Source organism: Bradyrhizobium sp. ISRA464 (assembly GCF_029910095.1).
GTDB lineage: Bacteria > Pseudomonadota > Alphaproteobacteria > Rhizobiales > Xanthobacteraceae > Bradyrhizobium.
Genome location: NZ_CP094526.1, coordinates 4,699,019 through 4,713,404 on the forward strand (window position 1 = coordinate 4,699,019; position 14,386 = coordinate 4,713,404).

14 protein-coding genes and 1 pseudogene are annotated in these 14,386 nt (G+C 66.2%); 9 read left to right on the plus strand and 6 right to left on the minus strand.

Annotation, left to right across the window (positions count from 1 at the left end; translation table 11 throughout):
* Window positions 1-43: 43 nt before the first annotated feature.
* Complete coding sequence (locus MTX19_RS22180; RefSeq protein ID WP_280979295.1) at window positions 44-1,264, plus strand: helix-turn-helix domain-containing protein; 1,221 nt, start codon at window positions 44-46, stop codon at window positions 1,262-1,264.
* Window positions 1,265-1,297: 33 nt separating this feature from the next.
* Window positions 1,298-1,942, plus strand: coding sequence for a glutamine cyclotransferase (locus tag MTX19_RS22185; RefSeq protein WP_280979296.1), 645 nt, complete (start codon window positions 1,298-1,300; stop codon window positions 1,940-1,942).
* Between the two features lie 53 nt (window positions 1,943-1,995).
* On the opposite strand, the gene MTX19_RS22190 is transcribed toward MTX19_RS22185, so the two are convergent.
* Window positions 1,996-3,210: an MFS transporter gene (locus MTX19_RS22190; RefSeq protein WP_280979297.1), complete on the minus strand. Its 1,215-nt coding sequence runs from the start codon at window positions 3,208-3,210 to the stop codon at window positions 1,996-1,998.
* Between the two features lie 197 nt (window positions 3,211-3,407).
* Here MTX19_RS22190 and MTX19_RS22195 point away from each other — a divergent pair, with 197 nt between their 5' ends.
* The 3 genes and pseudogenes from MTX19_RS22195 to MTX19_RS22205 all read left to right on the plus strand — a co-directional run.
* Window positions 3,408-3,638 carry an AbrB/MazE/SpoVT family DNA-binding domain-containing protein gene (locus tag MTX19_RS22195; protein WP_280979298.1) on the plus strand — a complete coding sequence of 77 codons (231 nt, stop codon included), beginning with the start codon at window positions 3,408-3,410 and terminating at the stop codon, window positions 3,636-3,638.
* Window positions 3,628-4,029 carry a PIN domain-containing protein gene (locus tag MTX19_RS22200; protein WP_280979299.1) on the plus strand — a complete coding sequence of 134 codons (402 nt, stop codon included), beginning with the start codon at window positions 3,628-3,630 and terminating at the stop codon, window positions 4,027-4,029. Before MTX19_RS22195 ends, MTX19_RS22200 begins: the two co-directional genes overlap by 11 nt.
* Before the next feature lie 23 nt (window positions 4,030-4,052).
* Window positions 4,053-4,170 (plus strand): annotated as a pseudogene (locus MTX19_RS22205) (cupin domain-containing protein); the annotation flags it as partial.
* A gap of 83 nt (window positions 4,171-4,253) precedes the next feature.
* Here the strand turns inward: MTX19_RS22205 and MTX19_RS22210 are convergent.
* Window positions 4,254-5,771 carry an MFS transporter gene (locus MTX19_RS22210; protein WP_280979300.1) on the minus strand — a complete coding sequence of 506 codons (1,518 nt, stop codon included), beginning with the start codon at window positions 5,769-5,771 and terminating at the stop codon, window positions 4,254-4,256.
* Window positions 5,772-5,976: 205 nt separating this feature from the next.
* Here MTX19_RS22210 and MTX19_RS22215 point away from each other — a divergent pair, with 205 nt between their 5' ends.
* Complete coding sequence (locus tag MTX19_RS22215) at window positions 5,977-6,915, plus strand: LysR family transcriptional regulator (RefSeq protein WP_280979301.1); 939 nt, start codon at window positions 5,977-5,979, stop codon at window positions 6,913-6,915.
* Between the two features lie 26 nt (window positions 6,916-6,941).
* Here MTX19_RS22215 and MTX19_RS22220 read toward each other — a convergent pair whose 3' ends face one another.
* Window positions 6,942-7,853: a LysR family transcriptional regulator gene (locus MTX19_RS22220; RefSeq protein ID WP_280979302.1), complete on the minus strand. Its 912-nt coding sequence runs from the start codon at window positions 7,851-7,853 to the stop codon at window positions 6,942-6,944.
* Window positions 7,854-7,980: 127 nt separating this feature from the next.
* Between MTX19_RS22220 and MTX19_RS22225 the strand changes: the two genes are divergently transcribed.
* Window positions 7,981-9,417 carry an MFS transporter gene (locus MTX19_RS22225; protein ID WP_280979303.1) on the plus strand — a complete coding sequence of 479 codons (1,437 nt, stop codon included), beginning with the start codon at window positions 7,981-7,983 and terminating at the stop codon, window positions 9,415-9,417.
* Window positions 9,418-9,507: 90 nt separating this feature from the next.
* Here MTX19_RS22225 and MTX19_RS22230 read toward each other — a convergent pair whose 3' ends face one another.
* The gene (locus tag MTX19_RS22230) at window positions 9,508-10,686 is read right to left on the minus strand and encodes an MFS transporter (RefSeq protein WP_280979304.1); all 1,179 of its coding nucleotides are present in this window, start codon (window positions 10,684-10,686) and stop codon (window positions 9,508-9,510) included.
* Window positions 10,683-11,240 (minus strand): GNAT family N-acetyltransferase, encoded by a 558-nt coding sequence (locus MTX19_RS22235; RefSeq protein ID WP_280979305.1) that lies wholly within the window; start codon window positions 11,238-11,240, stop codon window positions 10,683-10,685. The genes MTX19_RS22230 and MTX19_RS22235 overlap by 4 nt, the downstream gene beginning before the upstream one ends.
* 151 nt (window positions 11,241-11,391) lie before the next feature.
* On the opposite strand from MTX19_RS22235, the gene MTX19_RS22240 reads away from it, so the two are divergent.
* Window positions 11,392-12,291: a LysR family transcriptional regulator gene (locus tag MTX19_RS22240; RefSeq protein ID WP_280979306.1), complete on the plus strand. Its 900-nt coding sequence runs from the start codon at window positions 11,392-11,394 to the stop codon at window positions 12,289-12,291.
* 131 nt (window positions 12,292-12,422) lie between these two features.
* Here the strand turns inward: MTX19_RS22240 and MTX19_RS22245 are convergent, their stop codons facing one another.
* The gene (locus MTX19_RS22245; protein WP_280979307.1) at window positions 12,423-13,211 is read right to left on the minus strand and encodes a DUF899 domain-containing protein; all 789 of its coding nucleotides are present in this window, start codon (window positions 13,209-13,211) and stop codon (window positions 12,423-12,425) included.
* Window positions 13,212-13,511: 300 nt separating this feature from the next.
* On the opposite strand from MTX19_RS22245, the gene MTX19_RS22250 reads away from it, so the two are divergent.
* On the plus strand, window positions 13,512-13,985 hold the full coding sequence (locus MTX19_RS22250) for a carboxymuconolactone decarboxylase family protein (protein ID WP_280979308.1): 474 nt from the start codon (window positions 13,512-13,514) through the stop codon (window positions 13,983-13,985).
* The last annotated feature ends 401 nt before the right edge of the window (window positions 13,986-14,386 follow it).

The window sequence follows — 14,386 nt, forward strand, 5'->3', positions numbered from 1 at the left end:
TCGGGACTCGGATGGAGAGAGTGACAAGTGTGTCGGGATTCGGATGGACTCGCTGATAACGGCTGCGGCGCGCGCGCTCGCGGCGGGTGACCCCCTCGGCGCACTGAAACGGGTGGCGCTGCGCGACGACGCGCCGGCGCTGGCGTTGCGTGGCATTGCGATGGCCCGCCTCGGCGATTTCGCCCGGGCCAAGGAGCTGTTGCGGCGCGCGGGACGCGCGTTCGGCCCGCGAGAGGCCGTTGCGCGTGCGCGCTGCGTCGTGGCCGAGGCCGAGATCGCGTTGGTGTCGCGCGACCTTTCTTTTCCGAAGCGAGCCCTCGCCGCGGCGCGCACGACCCTTGCGGCGCATGGTGATGCGCTCAACGCCGCACATGCCGGCTATCTCGAAATCCGCCGCCTGCTGCTGATCGGGAGCCTCGATGCGGCCGAGCGCATGCTGGCCGACCTCGACCCCGCGCCGTTCCCGCCGGCGCTGCGGGTCGGCCATGAGCTCGTCGTGGCCGGCATCGCTATGCGGCGGCTGCGGACGAAACCGGCACGCGACGCGCTGGCACGGGCAAAGGAGGCCGCGCGCCGCGCCGGCATCGCGGAACTTGCGGCCGAGGTCGAGAGCACCGCGCGTCTGCTCGCCACGCCCGCGGCGCGTGTGATCGCACGGGGCAGCGAACGGCCGCTGCGGCTCGAGGAGGTCGAGGCCCTGATGGTGTCGAAGGCGCTTGTCGTCGATGCGTGCCGCTACGTCGTGCGCGACAACAGCACAACGGTCTCGCTGACGCGCCGGCCGGTGTTGTTCGCGCTCGCCCGCGCGCTGGGCGAGGCCTGGCCGCGGGACGTGTCGCGCGGCACGCTGATCGCGCGGGCGTTTCGCGGCAAGCACGCCGATGAATCGCACCGTGCGCGACTGCGGGTCGAGATCGGGCGGCTGCGCCACGCGCTGCGGCCGCTCGCCGACCTGCGCGCGACGCCCGACGGCTTTGTGCTGGAGCCACACGGCCGGCGCGAGGTTGCCGTGCTGGCGCGCCCGGTCGAGGAGGAGCACGCCGCCGTGCTCGCCTTCCTCGCCGACGGCGAGGCGTGGTCGAGCTCGGCGCTGTCGCTTGCGCTCGGCGCCAGCCAGCGCACCGTGCAGCGCGCGCTCGACGCGCTGGCCGCCGCAGGCAAGGTGCGGTCCGTCGGCCGCGCCCGCGCACGGCGCTGGATGACGCCGCCGGTGCCGGGATTCACGACGACCTTGTTACTCCCTGCCCCGCTGCCGAATGGCTAGCATCAGGCCGCAATCAAACGACAGGAGCGAAGCATGAAGACATCGCCGGCCCAGATCATCAGGGAATACGCCTTCGAAGGCGTCGAGAGCGTGGGCGGCGTCAGCTTCGACGGCGAGCAGGTCTGGTTCGCCGCGGGCGACCAGATGATCGCCTTCGATCCCGACAGCGGAAAGACCACCCGCACCATCGAGGTCGCGGCTCATGCCGGCACCGCCTTCGACGGCAAGCACCTCTATCAGATCGCAGAGGACCGCATCCTGAAGATCGATCCGAAGAGCGGCCGCGTGGTGTCGACGATCCCATCGCCCGGCGGCGGTCGCGACTCCGGCCTCGCCTGGGCTGAAGGCACGCTCTGGGTCGGACAATATCGCGACCGCAAGATCCTCCAGATCGATCCGGACACCGGCGTGATCCTTCGCAGCATCGAATGCAACCGCTTCGTCACCGGCGTCACCTGGGTCGACGGCGAGCTCTGGCACGGCACCTGGGAAGACGACGCGAGCGAGGTGCGGCACATCGATCCGCAAACCGGTGAGGTTCTGGAGCGGCTCGAGATGCCGAAGGGCACGAACGTCTCCGGACTGGAGTCCGATGGCGGCGACCGCTTCTTCTGCGGCGGCGGACACACCAAGAACACGGTGCGCGCGATTGCACGGCCGAAGCGACGCCGTGCGTGATGCGCCTGGCGTGATCCACCCTGAGCGGATCACGCCACGCCTCAACTCACGTCTCAGGCCAGCACCGGAGCCGCGCTCCTCACCGCCGGGAACGGCCTGAAGGTCATCATGATCAGGAACGCACCGAGGCCGACCGCCCAGGACCCGACATAGAGCCACGTGTAGCTCGCGAAGGTGTCGTAGATCAGGCCGCCGGCCAGCGGCCCGGTCGCCATGCCGAGGCTACCGGCCATCGCGGTGCCGCCGATTACGGTGCCCATCATCCGCAGCGGGAAGTTCTCGCGCACAAGCACGGAATAGAGCGGCATGGTGCCCGCATAGATGAAGCCGAACACCGCCGCCACCGCGTAGAACGCGGCGAGCTCGCGCACGAAGACGTAGCCGAGCGCGCCGAACGCCTGCGCGAGCAGGCCGAGCACGAGGACGCGCTTGGCGCCAAAGCGGTCGCCGAGCAGGCCGAACACGATGCGGCCGCCCATGCCGGCCAGTCCTTCCACGCTGTAGATCGTGACCGCGGCGATCATCGGAATGCCGCAGGTGATTGCATAGCTGACCGTGTGGATGATCGGGCCCGAATGGGTGGCGCAGCAGAAGAAATTGGTCGCGATCAGGATGATGAATTGCGGCGAGCGCAGCGCCTGCGCCATCGACATCGCCGGCTCGCCATTGTCGGCCGCCACGGCCGCCTGCGGGTTCTGCAGCGCGGGCGGCCTTCGCACCAGGAGCGAGACCGGGATCATGATCGCGCCGACCACGCTGGCCACGATCAGCATCGAGGTGCGCCAGTCATGATGCGAGACGAGCCATGCGGCGAACGGCGACATGGTCATCGGCGCCATGCCCATGCCCGCCGACACCAGCGAGACGGCCAGGCTGCGATGGGTGTCGAACCAGCCGGTGACGCAGGCCATCATCGGCGCGAAGATCGCAGCGGTCGCGACGCCAACCAGCACCCCGAACAGGACCTGAAACGCCAGCAGCGACGGCGCCCGGCTCGCGAGCGCCAGGCTCGCGGCCAGCACGACCGAGCCGGTCAGCACCACCGGAAGCGGACCGAAGCGGTCCGACAGCGTGCCCCACATCATGCTGGTGAAGGCCATCGCGAGGAAGCCGATCGTCATCGCGCTGGAAATGCCGGTCACCGACCAGCCGGTCTCCCGCGCCATCGGCTGCAGGAACACCGGCAGCGAAAACATGCCGCCGATCGCGACACAGCCCAACAGGCCGCCGGCGGCGACGATCACCCAGCGATAGGTCGAATTGCTCATTCCTGATCTCCCAGTGCACCTCGTTCTGGTGGAAGACGATCGGGATGTGCCGGAACCGACAGCCGACGGAGGAAACCAGTCGATTCTGCGACGGGCCGATGGGGCGCGCGTCAAATGTGGGCACGAAGCTCACTTGCAACCGTTCGCTCTCGGATATACATTACGAAATGTGTATATCCTTACACGGAGCACCAAAAATGCAAGTCGCCAAATGGGGCAACAGCCTCGCGATCCGGCTTCCCGCGTCTGTGGTCGAAGCGCTCAAACTCAAGGAAGGCGACGAGATCGAAATCCACGTCGCCGACGAGCGGAACTTCGGCGTCGCGCGCAAACCGGGGCGCGAGGAGTTACTGGCACGACTGCGCGCCTTTCGCGGACGCCTGCCGGCGGATTTCAAATTCGACCGGGACGAGGCAAATGCCCGGTGACTTCTTCGACACCAACGTGCTCGTCTACCTCGCGTCCGGCGATCCCTTGAAGGCCGATCGTGCAGAAGCCGTGATTGCCCGCGGCGGCGCGATTAGCGTGCAGGTGCTCAACGAAGTCACCAACGTCGCGCGCCGCAAGATGCGGATGTCATGGACGGAGACGCGCGCATTTCTGACGATCTTGCGCAATCTGCTGACCGTTCATCCCCTTACGCTGGAAAGCCACGACACCGGCCTCGACTTGGCTGAACGCTACAGCCTGTCGACCTTCGACGCCATGATCGCGGGGTCCGCACTTCACGCCGGTTGCGACAGGTTATGGTCTGAGGACATGCAGCACGGCCTCGTGCTCGACGGCAGCCTTCGGATCGCCAATCCGTTTCGGGCTTAAGCTGAATACGCATCACCGCGGTGCTGTTCATTCCCGCCACGACGATCCATGCGGCGAAGAATGTCGGCAGCGCGACCGCGAGCGAGCTTGCGACCTACATCGGTTGAAGAAGGCAAGCCGCTCCTCACATTGCAGAAGTGATCGGCCGCGGCGCGCCGTGGCGGCATCGCGACCGCATCTGCACACAGGCATCGAGCGGGTGCGGCGTTCCCTGCATGATCGGATCATTCCGGGCACTGAACCCTTGGCTGCCGAACCGGCCGCGCGTTGAAGATCACGAAGCTGATGCCGGCCATGATCCACACGCCGATCCCGCCATAGAGCATCACCCAGCCAAATCCGCTCTCCAGCGCCTCATGCACGACCGGAGTCGTCAGCTCGGGCATGGATACAGTGTTGCCCGCGGCGATTGTCTCGGCGAGCGCGCGCAATTGGGCTCCGTCGAACCCAAGCAGCACGGACTTGAGATGCGCCAGCGCGCCGCTCGCAAGGATGAAGCCCATCAGTGCGATGTTGACCGCAAGCGAGACCATCCGGGCGCTCATGTCGATGCCGGAGGCCATGCCGGCGCGGTCGCTCGAGACCGAGCCCGTCGTCGTGTTGGTGACCGGCGTATTGGTGATGCCGAGGCCGATTCCGGCGATCAGGCAGCCTGGCAGCATCGTCGACCAATCCGGATGTGCGGCGGCGCTGCCGAACTTCATCAGCATGAAGCCCATGCCGATCGTAAACAACCCCGCGGGAATGATCAGACCAGGCTGGTAACGCAGCGACAGCCGCTCCGCGAACGGCGGCATCACCAACGTCGGCAGCGTGTAGGCGAGTAGCGCAAGACCGGCCGACACGCTGTCATAGCCGAGACCGGCGTGAAACCAGATCGGCAGATAGATCATGAAAGGCCAATAGCTGAGGTTCATCGCGGCCGAGCCGACGATCGAGCCGGAGAACGCGGGAATCCGGAACACCGAGAAGTCGAACATCGGCCGCCGGCTGACCTTCTCGGCAACGAGGAAGGCGATGAGGCTCGCCGCGAAGACGCCGAGGATCGCAAGCGCGGCCGGGCTGGCGAAGCCGAGATCCGGTCCCTGCGTGATGTAGAAGGCCAGGCAGAACACGGCGAGCGAGAGCGTCACGATGCCTGCAAGGTCGAGCGTGCTCGCCTTCGGGTCCTTCGATTCGTGCACGCCGCCGATGGTGAGCACGAGCGCCACTGCCGCGAACAGCACGTGGACGAGGAACACCCATTCCCAGCTCAGGACCGCGGCGACCGCACCGCCGATGATCGGTCCGAATCCAAGCCCGATGCCGAAGATCACGCCCCACCAGCCCCAGGCGATGGCGCGCTCCCGTCCGCCCTGGAATTCATGCGACAGGACCGCGATCTGGCAGATCAGCAGTGCGCCGCCGCTCGCGCCCTGCAGGAAGCGGGCGACGATCAGCGTCACGACGTTGTCTGCCACCCCGCACATCAATGACGTGAGGCCGAATCCGGCGATCGCGATGACGAACATACGCTTGCGCCCAAAGCGGTCCGCCAGCGTTCCGACCGCCATCAGCACGGTCGTGACGGCGATCGTGTAGGCGTTCATGATCCACTGCAGCTGCTTGAAGTCGGCGTGCAACACTTGCTCCAGCGTCGGCAGGATCGAGGGAATGCTGGAAATCTCCAGGCCGAACATCAGGCAGGACAGACATACGGCGGACAGGACGACGACGCCTCGGCGGCTCAGTTCATTGGACATGGTTCAGCCTTTCGACATTGCGACGCCAACGCCATAGCCCACACTGCTGCCAGGGTACTGGCAGCAGTGGCGCGCGCGGTCGGCACACAATCAATTGAAGCGGCGACGGAATGGCCGTGCGCCGCGCTTGACCTGTCGCGAAGCTAGGCGGCGCTTGAACATCTTGGAACTGGATGACTAGATATTTCAGAGACAACAAATTCGGATGATTGACGTGACCACACTCGATGTCGATGCAGTCAAGGCATTCGTTGCGATTGCCGATCTGCAGAGCTTCACCCGCGCGGCCGACGCGCTCGGCACCACGCAAGGCGCGATCAGCGTCAAGCTGAAGCGGCTGGAAGCGCGGCTCGGCCACAGACTGGTCGAACGGACGCCGCGGCTGGTGCGCCTGTCGGCCCAGGGCGCGGTGTTCCTCGACTCCGCACGCGCCTTCCTTGCCGCGCACGACCGCGCCGTCGCCGAACTGTCTTCGGCTCGCCGCCGCTTCTCGCTGGGGATCGCCACCCATGTCGGCGCACCCGAGCTTCCGACATTGCTGGCGCGGCTGAATGCGCATGATCCGGCGCTCACCATCGAAGTGCGGCTCGACGATGCCCGCGACCTGCTCGACGCGTTCGATCGCGGCATCATCGACGCGGTGATCATCTTCCGCGAGGATGATCGCCGCGACGGCGAGGTGCTCGGCCCCGATCATTTCGGCTGGTTTGCCACGCCGGACTTCGTCCATCGCGCCGGAGAGCCGATCCGCCTGGCGGCGTCCTCGCCGTCCTGCGGTATTCTCAACACTGCAACCCGCGCGCTCGACGCGGCGGGACTGCCGTGGACCGAAACATTCCTGGGGTGCGGGGCATTCGCCGTCGCCGAAGCCGTCTCGGCGGGCCTCGCCATCTCGGTCTTCTCTTGCCGGGTCGCCCCGCCCGGCACGATCGAGGTTAGCGAGCGGTTCGGCCTTCCCGCCCTGCCCCCGTCAGAGATCATGCTGCTGTCGACGCTCTCGGATCCGCGGTCGCGCGCCGCGCTGAAGACCCTCACGAGTGCCTTTCGCGAGCATCGTGCCCCCGGGATCGCCGGCAACGCGGCCGGACGCGGGCGCGCCGGTCATCACGCTCAGAAGACCCTGAACGGCGCATCGCGCGCCTGATCCATCTACGATGACGCGCCGGTCGTCTATCGTCGCGCGGCATCCGCGCGCTTCCCCTCGAACAATGCGCGCTCTGCCGCTAGGGCCTTGGCGAGAAAGTCGAGCGTGGCGCGGATGCGCGCGGTGCGCTTGAGATCGTCATGCGTCAGCAGCCACAGCGCCGACCGGGGCTCGGCAAGCGTCTTCGGCATGACCCGGCGCAGTCCGGGCGCGCGGTCGCCGACGTAGCAAGGAAGCAGGGCAAGCCCCAATCCGGCAACCGCCGCGTCGCGCAGCGCAGGAAGTGCATCGACGCGACAAACAACGCGCGCCGCGTGCAGGTTCTCGCGCATCCAGCCTGCAATCACCGTCCCCGCCAGTACATCGTCGAGCCCGATCCAGTCGTGCGCGGACAAATCCTTGTCGCTGCGCCGGCCGAGATAGGCGCGCGATCCATAGATGGCGTGCGCGATCTCGGCGACGCGCCGCCCGACCAGCAATTCGGACGGCGCCGGCGTCGGGCGGATCGCGATCTCGGCCTCTCGCCGCGTCAGGTTCGCCATCGTGTTCGAGATCGTGATCTCGGGTTCGATCTCCGGATGGGCGGCGCGCATCGCAGGCAAATGCCGCATCAGGATCGCGCCGAGCGTATCCGTCGTCGTGATCCTGACCGGGCCTGACGGCCTGAGATCCTGCCCGGAGAGTTTGCGTTCGAGTGCGAGCACCTCGTCCTCGAGACGGGCCGCAGACGCAGCCGCCGTCTCGCCGGCTGGGGTCGGCGCATACCCGTCGCGGAAGCGTTCGAACAGGCGCGTTCCGATCGTGGCCTCGATCGCGCCAAGGCGGCGAAACACCGTCGAATGCGTGACGCTCAGCCTGCGTGCGGCTCCCGAGAGGCTGCCCTCGCGCGCGACCGCCAGGACGAGGCGAAGATCATTCCAGTCGATCGCATTGTGCATTTTTGCAAACTCGATTGGCGGTGCTGGACAATATCATATCGCAGATGGACAGGCCATCTTCCTCTGCATGGTTCGATCGACCGAGCGCGCCGCGCCAAGGCATCCGGCGATACAGAGGAGTTGGAAGGTGACGACCGAAACTGCCGATACGCTGCGCTTCAACCATACCGGACACGCGATGGGAGATCCGCGGCGGTGGCTCGCTTTGCCCGTCCTGCTCACCGGCGCCTTCCTGCCGATCCTCGACTTCAACGTCGTCAACCTCGCTTTGCCGGCCATTCGCCAGGATCTAGGCGCAACCGCAAGCGAGGTGCAGTTCGTCATCTCCGCCTATGCCGCAACTTACGCAGTGTTCCTGATCACGGGCGGCCGGCTCGGCGACCTGTGTGGACGGCGGCGCATGTTCTTGGGCGGCGTTGCCGGCTTCACGATCGCCTCGGTGCTGTGTGGCATCGCGTGGTCGCCTGCCGTGCTTGTCGCCGGGCGGATTCTCCAGGGCCTCACCGCGACCGCAATGGCGCCGCAAGTGCTCGCCTCGATCCGCGTGCTGTTTCCGGCCGCCGAGCAAGGCCACGCCCTCGGCTACTACGGGGCGACCTTCGGCCTCGCCAACATCTGCGGCCAGGTGCTCGGCGGCGTGCTGGTGTCGGCCCATCCGTTCGGACTTGCCTGGCAGGCGATCTTCCTGATCAACGTACCGATCGGGCTTGCCGCCTTCATCGGCGGGCTGCTGTTCCTGACTGATTCGCGTGCAGAGCACGCCCAGCGGATCGACATCGGCGGCGTGATCCTGCTGTCGCTCACGCTCGGTCTCCTGGTCTATCCGCTGATCCAGGGTCGCGAGACGGGATGGCCGGTATGGATCATCGCCATGCTGCTGGCCTCACCGCTGATGCTCGCGGTCTTCGTCCGCTTCGAGGCGAACCTGTCGGCCCGTGGCGGCGATCCGCTGGTCGCCCTGCATCTCCTGCGCAACAGCGACTTCGTGATCGGGCTCGTGATGGCGCTCGCCTTCTACATGCTGTCGTCGTTCTACCTGACGTTTGCGGTCTATCTGCAAAACGGCCTGCACGAGTCGCCTTTGACCGCCGGGCTCGCCACCCTGCCCTTCGCCGTCGGCTTCTTTATGGCCTCGCTGGTGTCATCTTATGTCATGCAGTGGCTCGGCGTGCGTACGCTGACGCTGGGCTTCGCCCTCCAGGTCGTCGGCTTCGGTGTCGTGATGCTCTCGGTCGGCGGCGTGCTGTCGCAGAGCCTTGCGATCGGCCTGGTGTGCGGCGGTCTCGGCTTCGGCACCGTGATGCCGTCGGTCATCAAGGCCGTCATCGGCAGCATCGATCCGCGTCACGCCGGGCTGGCGTCGGGGATGATGATCTCGACCTTCCAGATCGGCGCCGCGCTCGGCGTTGCGATCATCGGCGGCGTCTTCTACAGCCTGCTTGGGCCGCATCCCGACGCCGACGATTACGCGCACGCCTTCACGATCGCGCTCGGCTGCAACGTGGCCCTGCTGGCGCTCGGCGGCTGGCTATCGCTCTGGCTGCCCCGCGAGCAGGCCGCTTGAGAACCAGCGCCGCGAGACAGCCCTTGATCGGCGGAGTCATGTTCTTCTGCCTCCCATGTTTTTCTTGAAGAGATGTCGTTGGGCGCGACGTCAAGACGGTCTCGGAAACAGTACCTTCAGCAGCACCGCCGCGAGCAACGTCATCATGGCAAGGCCGAACGAGAGATACAGCGCGCCCGCATTGCCCACGTGGTCAATGACGATCGCGTAGATTAACGGCGCCGCCGCGGGCAGGACGAAGCTTGGCACGATCAGGCGGCCGACGATCGTCCCGTAGCTGCGATGGTCGAACAGGATGAGCGGCAAGGTCCCCCTGGTGATGGTCAGGATGCCGTTGCAGGCGCCGTACAGCAGCGCGAAGACGATCCCCATCTCCTTCGAGGTCCCGCTGAACAGCCCGGCGATGAAGGAGAGCGGCATGACTAGGCAGGCCAACAGGTTGAGCACGAGCGGATCGATCCGTCCGCCGAACAGGACTTCGCAAAGACGGGCCGCCGACTGGCCGATTCCCCGCAATGTCGCGATCCAGACGGCGACCGTCGCGCTGAGCCCGAGGCCGGCGAGAACGGCGATCATGTGCGCCGACATGCCCGCGTTCAGGAAATTCGCGCCCGTCGTGATCACGGCATAGAGCCCGCCTCCAACCAACACCTGCCGGGGATTGGACGCGAGCGGCTGCCTGGGCGCCGCCGCGCCGGAGTCGGGCCGACCGGCATAGCGCCGGTTCGGGGTCACGAGAGAGAGCGGGATCGTCACAAGCGCGAAGCCTGCATAGACGAGCAGCGCGATCCGCCAGCCGAAATGCTCCGAGAGGATGTGTCCGAGCGGCCAGAACACGGTGGCCGCCAATCCACCCAGCAGCGTGATCCCGGACATCGCCCGGCGCGCCTCCGGTCCGCCGATCCGCGCCAATGCCGCGAAGGCAGCGTCGTAGAGCGTCAGCCTCATCCCGAGGCCGAGGACGATCCACGCCGCGAAGTACGTTGCGACCGCATGCGAGACGGCAAGACCGGCGCATCCGGCGGCATTCACCACCGCGCCGGCGACCATGACGTCGCGGCCGCCGCGGCGATCCACCAGCCTTCCCGCCAGCGGCGACGTCAGCCCCATCACCAGCAACGCGACGGCAAAGCCGCCGTAAACGATGTCGCGGCTCCAGCCGAGGTCGGCGCCGATCTGCTCGCCAAAACCGCCGATCAGATAGTAGGTGGCGCCCCAGGAGATCAGTTGGCCAAGTCCGAGGGCGACCACGACTCGGCGCGCGATCACCGCGGCGTCTCCGTGATTCCTGATGGAGGTGCACCATCGCCGCGACCAAGCGACCGCTGCATCAGCACGGTGTCGACCCATTGCCCGAGCTTGAAGCCGACCGATCTCAGCGTCCCGATCATCTCGAATCCCATACGACGGTGCAGCGCGATCGAACCGGCGTTGCCGCTGTTGCCGATCACGGCGACCATTTGCCGCCACGGCCCCGCCTCTGTCCGTTCGATCAGCGCCTGGAGCAGCGCCGCGCCGACGCGGCGGCCGCGCAGGGTTTCCGACACATACACCGAGTCCTCGATGGTGTGGCGGTAGGCCGGACGGGGTCGGTACGACGTCGCGTAGGAGTAGCCGGCTACGCATCCGTCGACATCGGCCACGAGATACGGCAACCCGGCAGCCAGCACGGCGTCGCGGCGCCTGAGCATCTCATCCAGCGTCGGCGGCACTTCCTCGAAGGTCGCAAGTCCCGTCAGCACGTGGTGCGCGTAGATGCGCTGCACCTCCGCCATGTCGACCTCTGTCGCGTCGCGGATCACGGTGTCCCTGTCTCCTCTCATCCTTCCCCTCTCGTCCGGCGCCGTCGCGCCTGCGCTGCGACGGCACGTCGGCGCATGGTGAACCCGGACGCTGTCGTGTTGCCCGAGCATGCGCCTTGGCGCTATATAAGGGAAGCTTTGACAGCTTATGCAAAGCATAAGAGATGCTTTGATGAAGGACCTCAACCTCAGCTATCTCGAGAGCTTCCGGGTCGTGATCGAGAGCGGCAGCTTCTCCGCCGCCGCCGAACGGCTGCAGCTCACGCAGCCCGCGGTGAGCCTGCAGGTGCGTCAGCTCGAACGGAGCCTCGGCGCGATCTTGATCGAGCGCGTCGGGCGAAGGGCGCGTCCGACGGCGGCCGGAGCGGCGTTGCTGACGCATGCCGAGCAAATTAATGCAGCCGTCACATCGGCCGTCGACGCCGTCGCGCAGCAGACGGTCGGCACGGCCGGGCGCGTGCGGCTCGGGACCGGCGCGACCGCGTGCATCTTCCTGCTTCCGCCGATCCTGAAAGAGCTGCGGGCAACGCTTCCGGGCCTTGAGATCACGGTCACGACGGGCAATACCCCGGAGATCGCCAAGGCGGTCGAGGACAACACGATCGACATCGGGCTCGTCACGCTGCCGGTGTCGGGGCGAAGCTTCGAAATCACGCCGGTGCTGAACGACGAGTTCGTTTTGATCGCACCTCCCGACATGCCGTTGCCGGCGCGGATCACGCCGGCGGTGCTGGCGACGCGGCCAGTCGTTCTGTTCGAGCCCGGCGGCAACACGCGACGCACCGCCGACGAATGGCTGGCGCGCGGCGGCGTCTCGCTGAAACCGTTGATGTCGCTCGGCAGCGTCGAGGCCATCAAGGAGATGGTGCGCGCCGGCCTCGGCTGCGCCATCCTGCCGGGCATGGCGGTCTCGGCCAAGGGCAAGCACCGCGACCTGGCCGTTCGCTCGCTGTCGCCGAAGCTCTACCGCCGGCTCGCCGTCGTGATCCGCCGCGACAAGCGCCTGGATCGCGGACTGCGACAGACCTTGTCCGCGCTGAAGGCGATCCCGGCAAAGCACAACGACCGCTAGGGAGGACGCTACGTCCTCCCTATCTGGCTTCTAAAGCGCGATGAGATTGGGTTGAATCGTCATCGCGCTTTAGCCTCTTGTTTGAGCATGATCTTTTCGGAAAACCGCTTCACACTTTTCCGGATCATGCTCTATATGGCCTTGCGCTCCTCCTCGGCGATCTTGCGGAACGCGGCTTCGCCGGCGTCGGTGACCGCAGCCCACTTCGCGTTCGGCGCGGTCTCGGCCTCGTAATTGTCGTGCCAGTTCCACCATTTGTACGTCGGGCCCTGCGGATATCCTGCCGGCGAGTCCTCCCAGAGCTCCTGCCGGCCGAGCGGGGTGATGTCGAGATAGCTCCACACCGTTCCCATCGCCTCGTCGCCGCGGCTGTTGACGAAGTAGGTGCGGAAGATCCGGTCGCCGTCGCGGAAGAACACGTTGTGGCCGTGCCATTCGCCGACGCCGAAATCCGCGTCAAAACTGTCCGTGATCGTGTACCAGGGCATCTCCCAGCCCATCCGCGCCTTCAGCCGCGCGATGTCGGCCTGTGGCGCACGCGAGGCATAGACCAGCGTGGTGTCGCGCTGGTTCAGATGCGCGAGATGGCCGACCTGGTCGGCGCCGAGCGAGCAGCCGCGGCAGGCATGATCCGGCCAGCCGAACACGCCGGGCTCGAAGAAGGCGCGATAGACGATGAGCTGCCGGCGGCCCTCGAACAGGTCGAGCAGGCTCATCTTGCCGTTCGGTCCCTCGAACACATACGCCTTCTCAACGGCCATCCACGGCATCCGCCGGCGCTCGGCGGCAAGCGCATCGCGCGCCCGCACTTGCGCCTTCTCCTTGGCCAGCATCTGCAGCCGCGCGGCCTCCCAGGCCTCCGGCGATACCACCGGCGGTGTCTGCATGGCGGCGCGGGCGTTTTCGGGTGATTTGCTCATGATGTTCAACCTCCTGAAAGGACGAACGCCGGGGGCGAAACGCTGTTCCCCGTCCCTCGTCTTGGTTCGTGCGCTCAGTCTGGCGCGGCGGCGGCGGACGATGGGAGTGACAAGTGTGTCGGGATTCCTTTCGCGGCGCTATTGCTGCCATCAATTGCAGGTTTCCGCGAGCAGAAACTTTCTGTGGCATCGACCGTGCCGCCACTCCAGCCGCTCGCCGTCAGCAAGAAATATTTGTCCGGCATGTCACTTTCGCCGTTCCTCGCTCGTCAGGATGTATCCACCATCGAGGACCCCATCATGACTGCCAGACTTGACCCTCTCGCCGCCGCGCCCAAGATGATGAAGATCTGGTTCGAGGCAGCGGTCGCGATCGCTTCGAGCCTCGATCCGAAGCTCGCCGAGCTCGTGAAGATCCGCGCCTCCCAGATCAACGGCTGCGCCAACTGCATCAACCTGCACACGACATTTGCCCGCGAGAAGGGGGAAACCGAGCAGCGCATCTATTTGCTGTCGGCCTGGCAGGAGGCGCCCTGCTTCACCGACCGTGAGCGCGCCGCGCTCGGCTGGACCGAGGCGTTGACGCGAATTTGCGAAGCACACACGCATGTCGCTGCCTACGATGCCTTGAAGGCGCATTTCACGCCGGAGGAGCAGGTCAAGGTGACACTACTGATCAACATCATCAACGGCTGGAACCGGATCGCGGTGGGCTTCGGCGGATTCGTCGATCCGCAGGCCGTCAAGGCGTCGATGGCCGACGGGGAGAGGTGAACCGAAGCAGCCGCGAATCGATTCAACCAATTCCGCTTTAGGTCGCTGGCCATCGATCCGGCTCTCGTAGCGATGACAATCAGATCTCCTATTGAGCCATTGCGCAGCGTGAGGGCACAGAACCGCGATCTCGCGACACGATCTGCCCGAGTCTTGCATCTCGCTTCGCCGCTCTGAAATCAGAGGGCGCAGGGAAAGCCGGGTGCCGATCGCACCCATGGGCCCTGTGCAGTGAAAAAAGCACAGGGGGTAGGACCACAGGTGAAACCGGAGACATCCCGGCTTTCCCTGCGCGATGGTTTACGGCTTACTTCGTGCTCTCCCCGGCGAGACTTGGCTTTTTTGTCACCGTCTTCGCAAACACGCGTTCGCGTGCCTAGCGAGGAGACACCTGCCACTGG

Coding starts and splice junctions, on each gene's coding strand:
- MTX19_RS22180 (WP_280979295.1), top strand. CDS start 44: ATGGACTCGCTGATAACGGCTGCGGCGCGCGCGCTCGCGGCGGGTGAC.
- MTX19_RS22185 (WP_280979296.1), top strand. CDS start 1,298: ATGAAGACATCGCCGGCCCAGATCATCAGGGAATACGCCTTCGAAGGC.
- MTX19_RS22190 (WP_280979297.1), bottom strand. CDS start 3,210: ATGAGCAATTCGACCTATCGCTGGGTGATCGTCGCCGCCGGCGGCCTG.
- MTX19_RS22195 (WP_280979298.1), top strand. CDS start 3,408: ATGCAAGTCGCCAAATGGGGCAACAGCCTCGCGATCCGGCTTCCCGCG.
- MTX19_RS22200 (WP_280979299.1), top strand. CDS start 3,628: ATGCCCGGTGACTTCTTCGACACCAACGTGCTCGTCTACCTCGCGTCC.
- MTX19_RS22210 (WP_280979300.1), bottom strand. CDS start 5,771: ATGTCCAATGAACTGAGCCGCCGAGGCGTCGTCGTCCTGTCCGCCGTA.
- MTX19_RS22215 (WP_280979301.1), top strand. CDS start 5,977: ATGATTGACGTGACCACACTCGATGTCGATGCAGTCAAGGCATTCGTT.
- MTX19_RS22220 (WP_280979302.1), bottom strand. CDS start 7,853: ATGCACAATGCGATCGACTGGAATGATCTTCGCCTCGTCCTGGCGGTC.
- MTX19_RS22235 (WP_280979305.1), bottom strand. CDS start 11,240: ATGAGAGGAGACAGGGACACCGTGATCCGCGACGCGACAGAGGTCGAC.
- MTX19_RS22240 (WP_280979306.1), top strand. CDS start 11,392: ATGAAGGACCTCAACCTCAGCTATCTCGAGAGCTTCCGGGTCGTGATC.
- MTX19_RS22245 (WP_280979307.1), bottom strand. CDS start 13,211: ATGAGCAAATCACCCGAAAACGCCCGCGCCGCCATGCAGACACCGCCG.
- MTX19_RS22250 (WP_280979308.1), top strand. CDS start 13,512: ATGACTGCCAGACTTGACCCTCTCGCCGCCGCGCCCAAGATGATGAAG.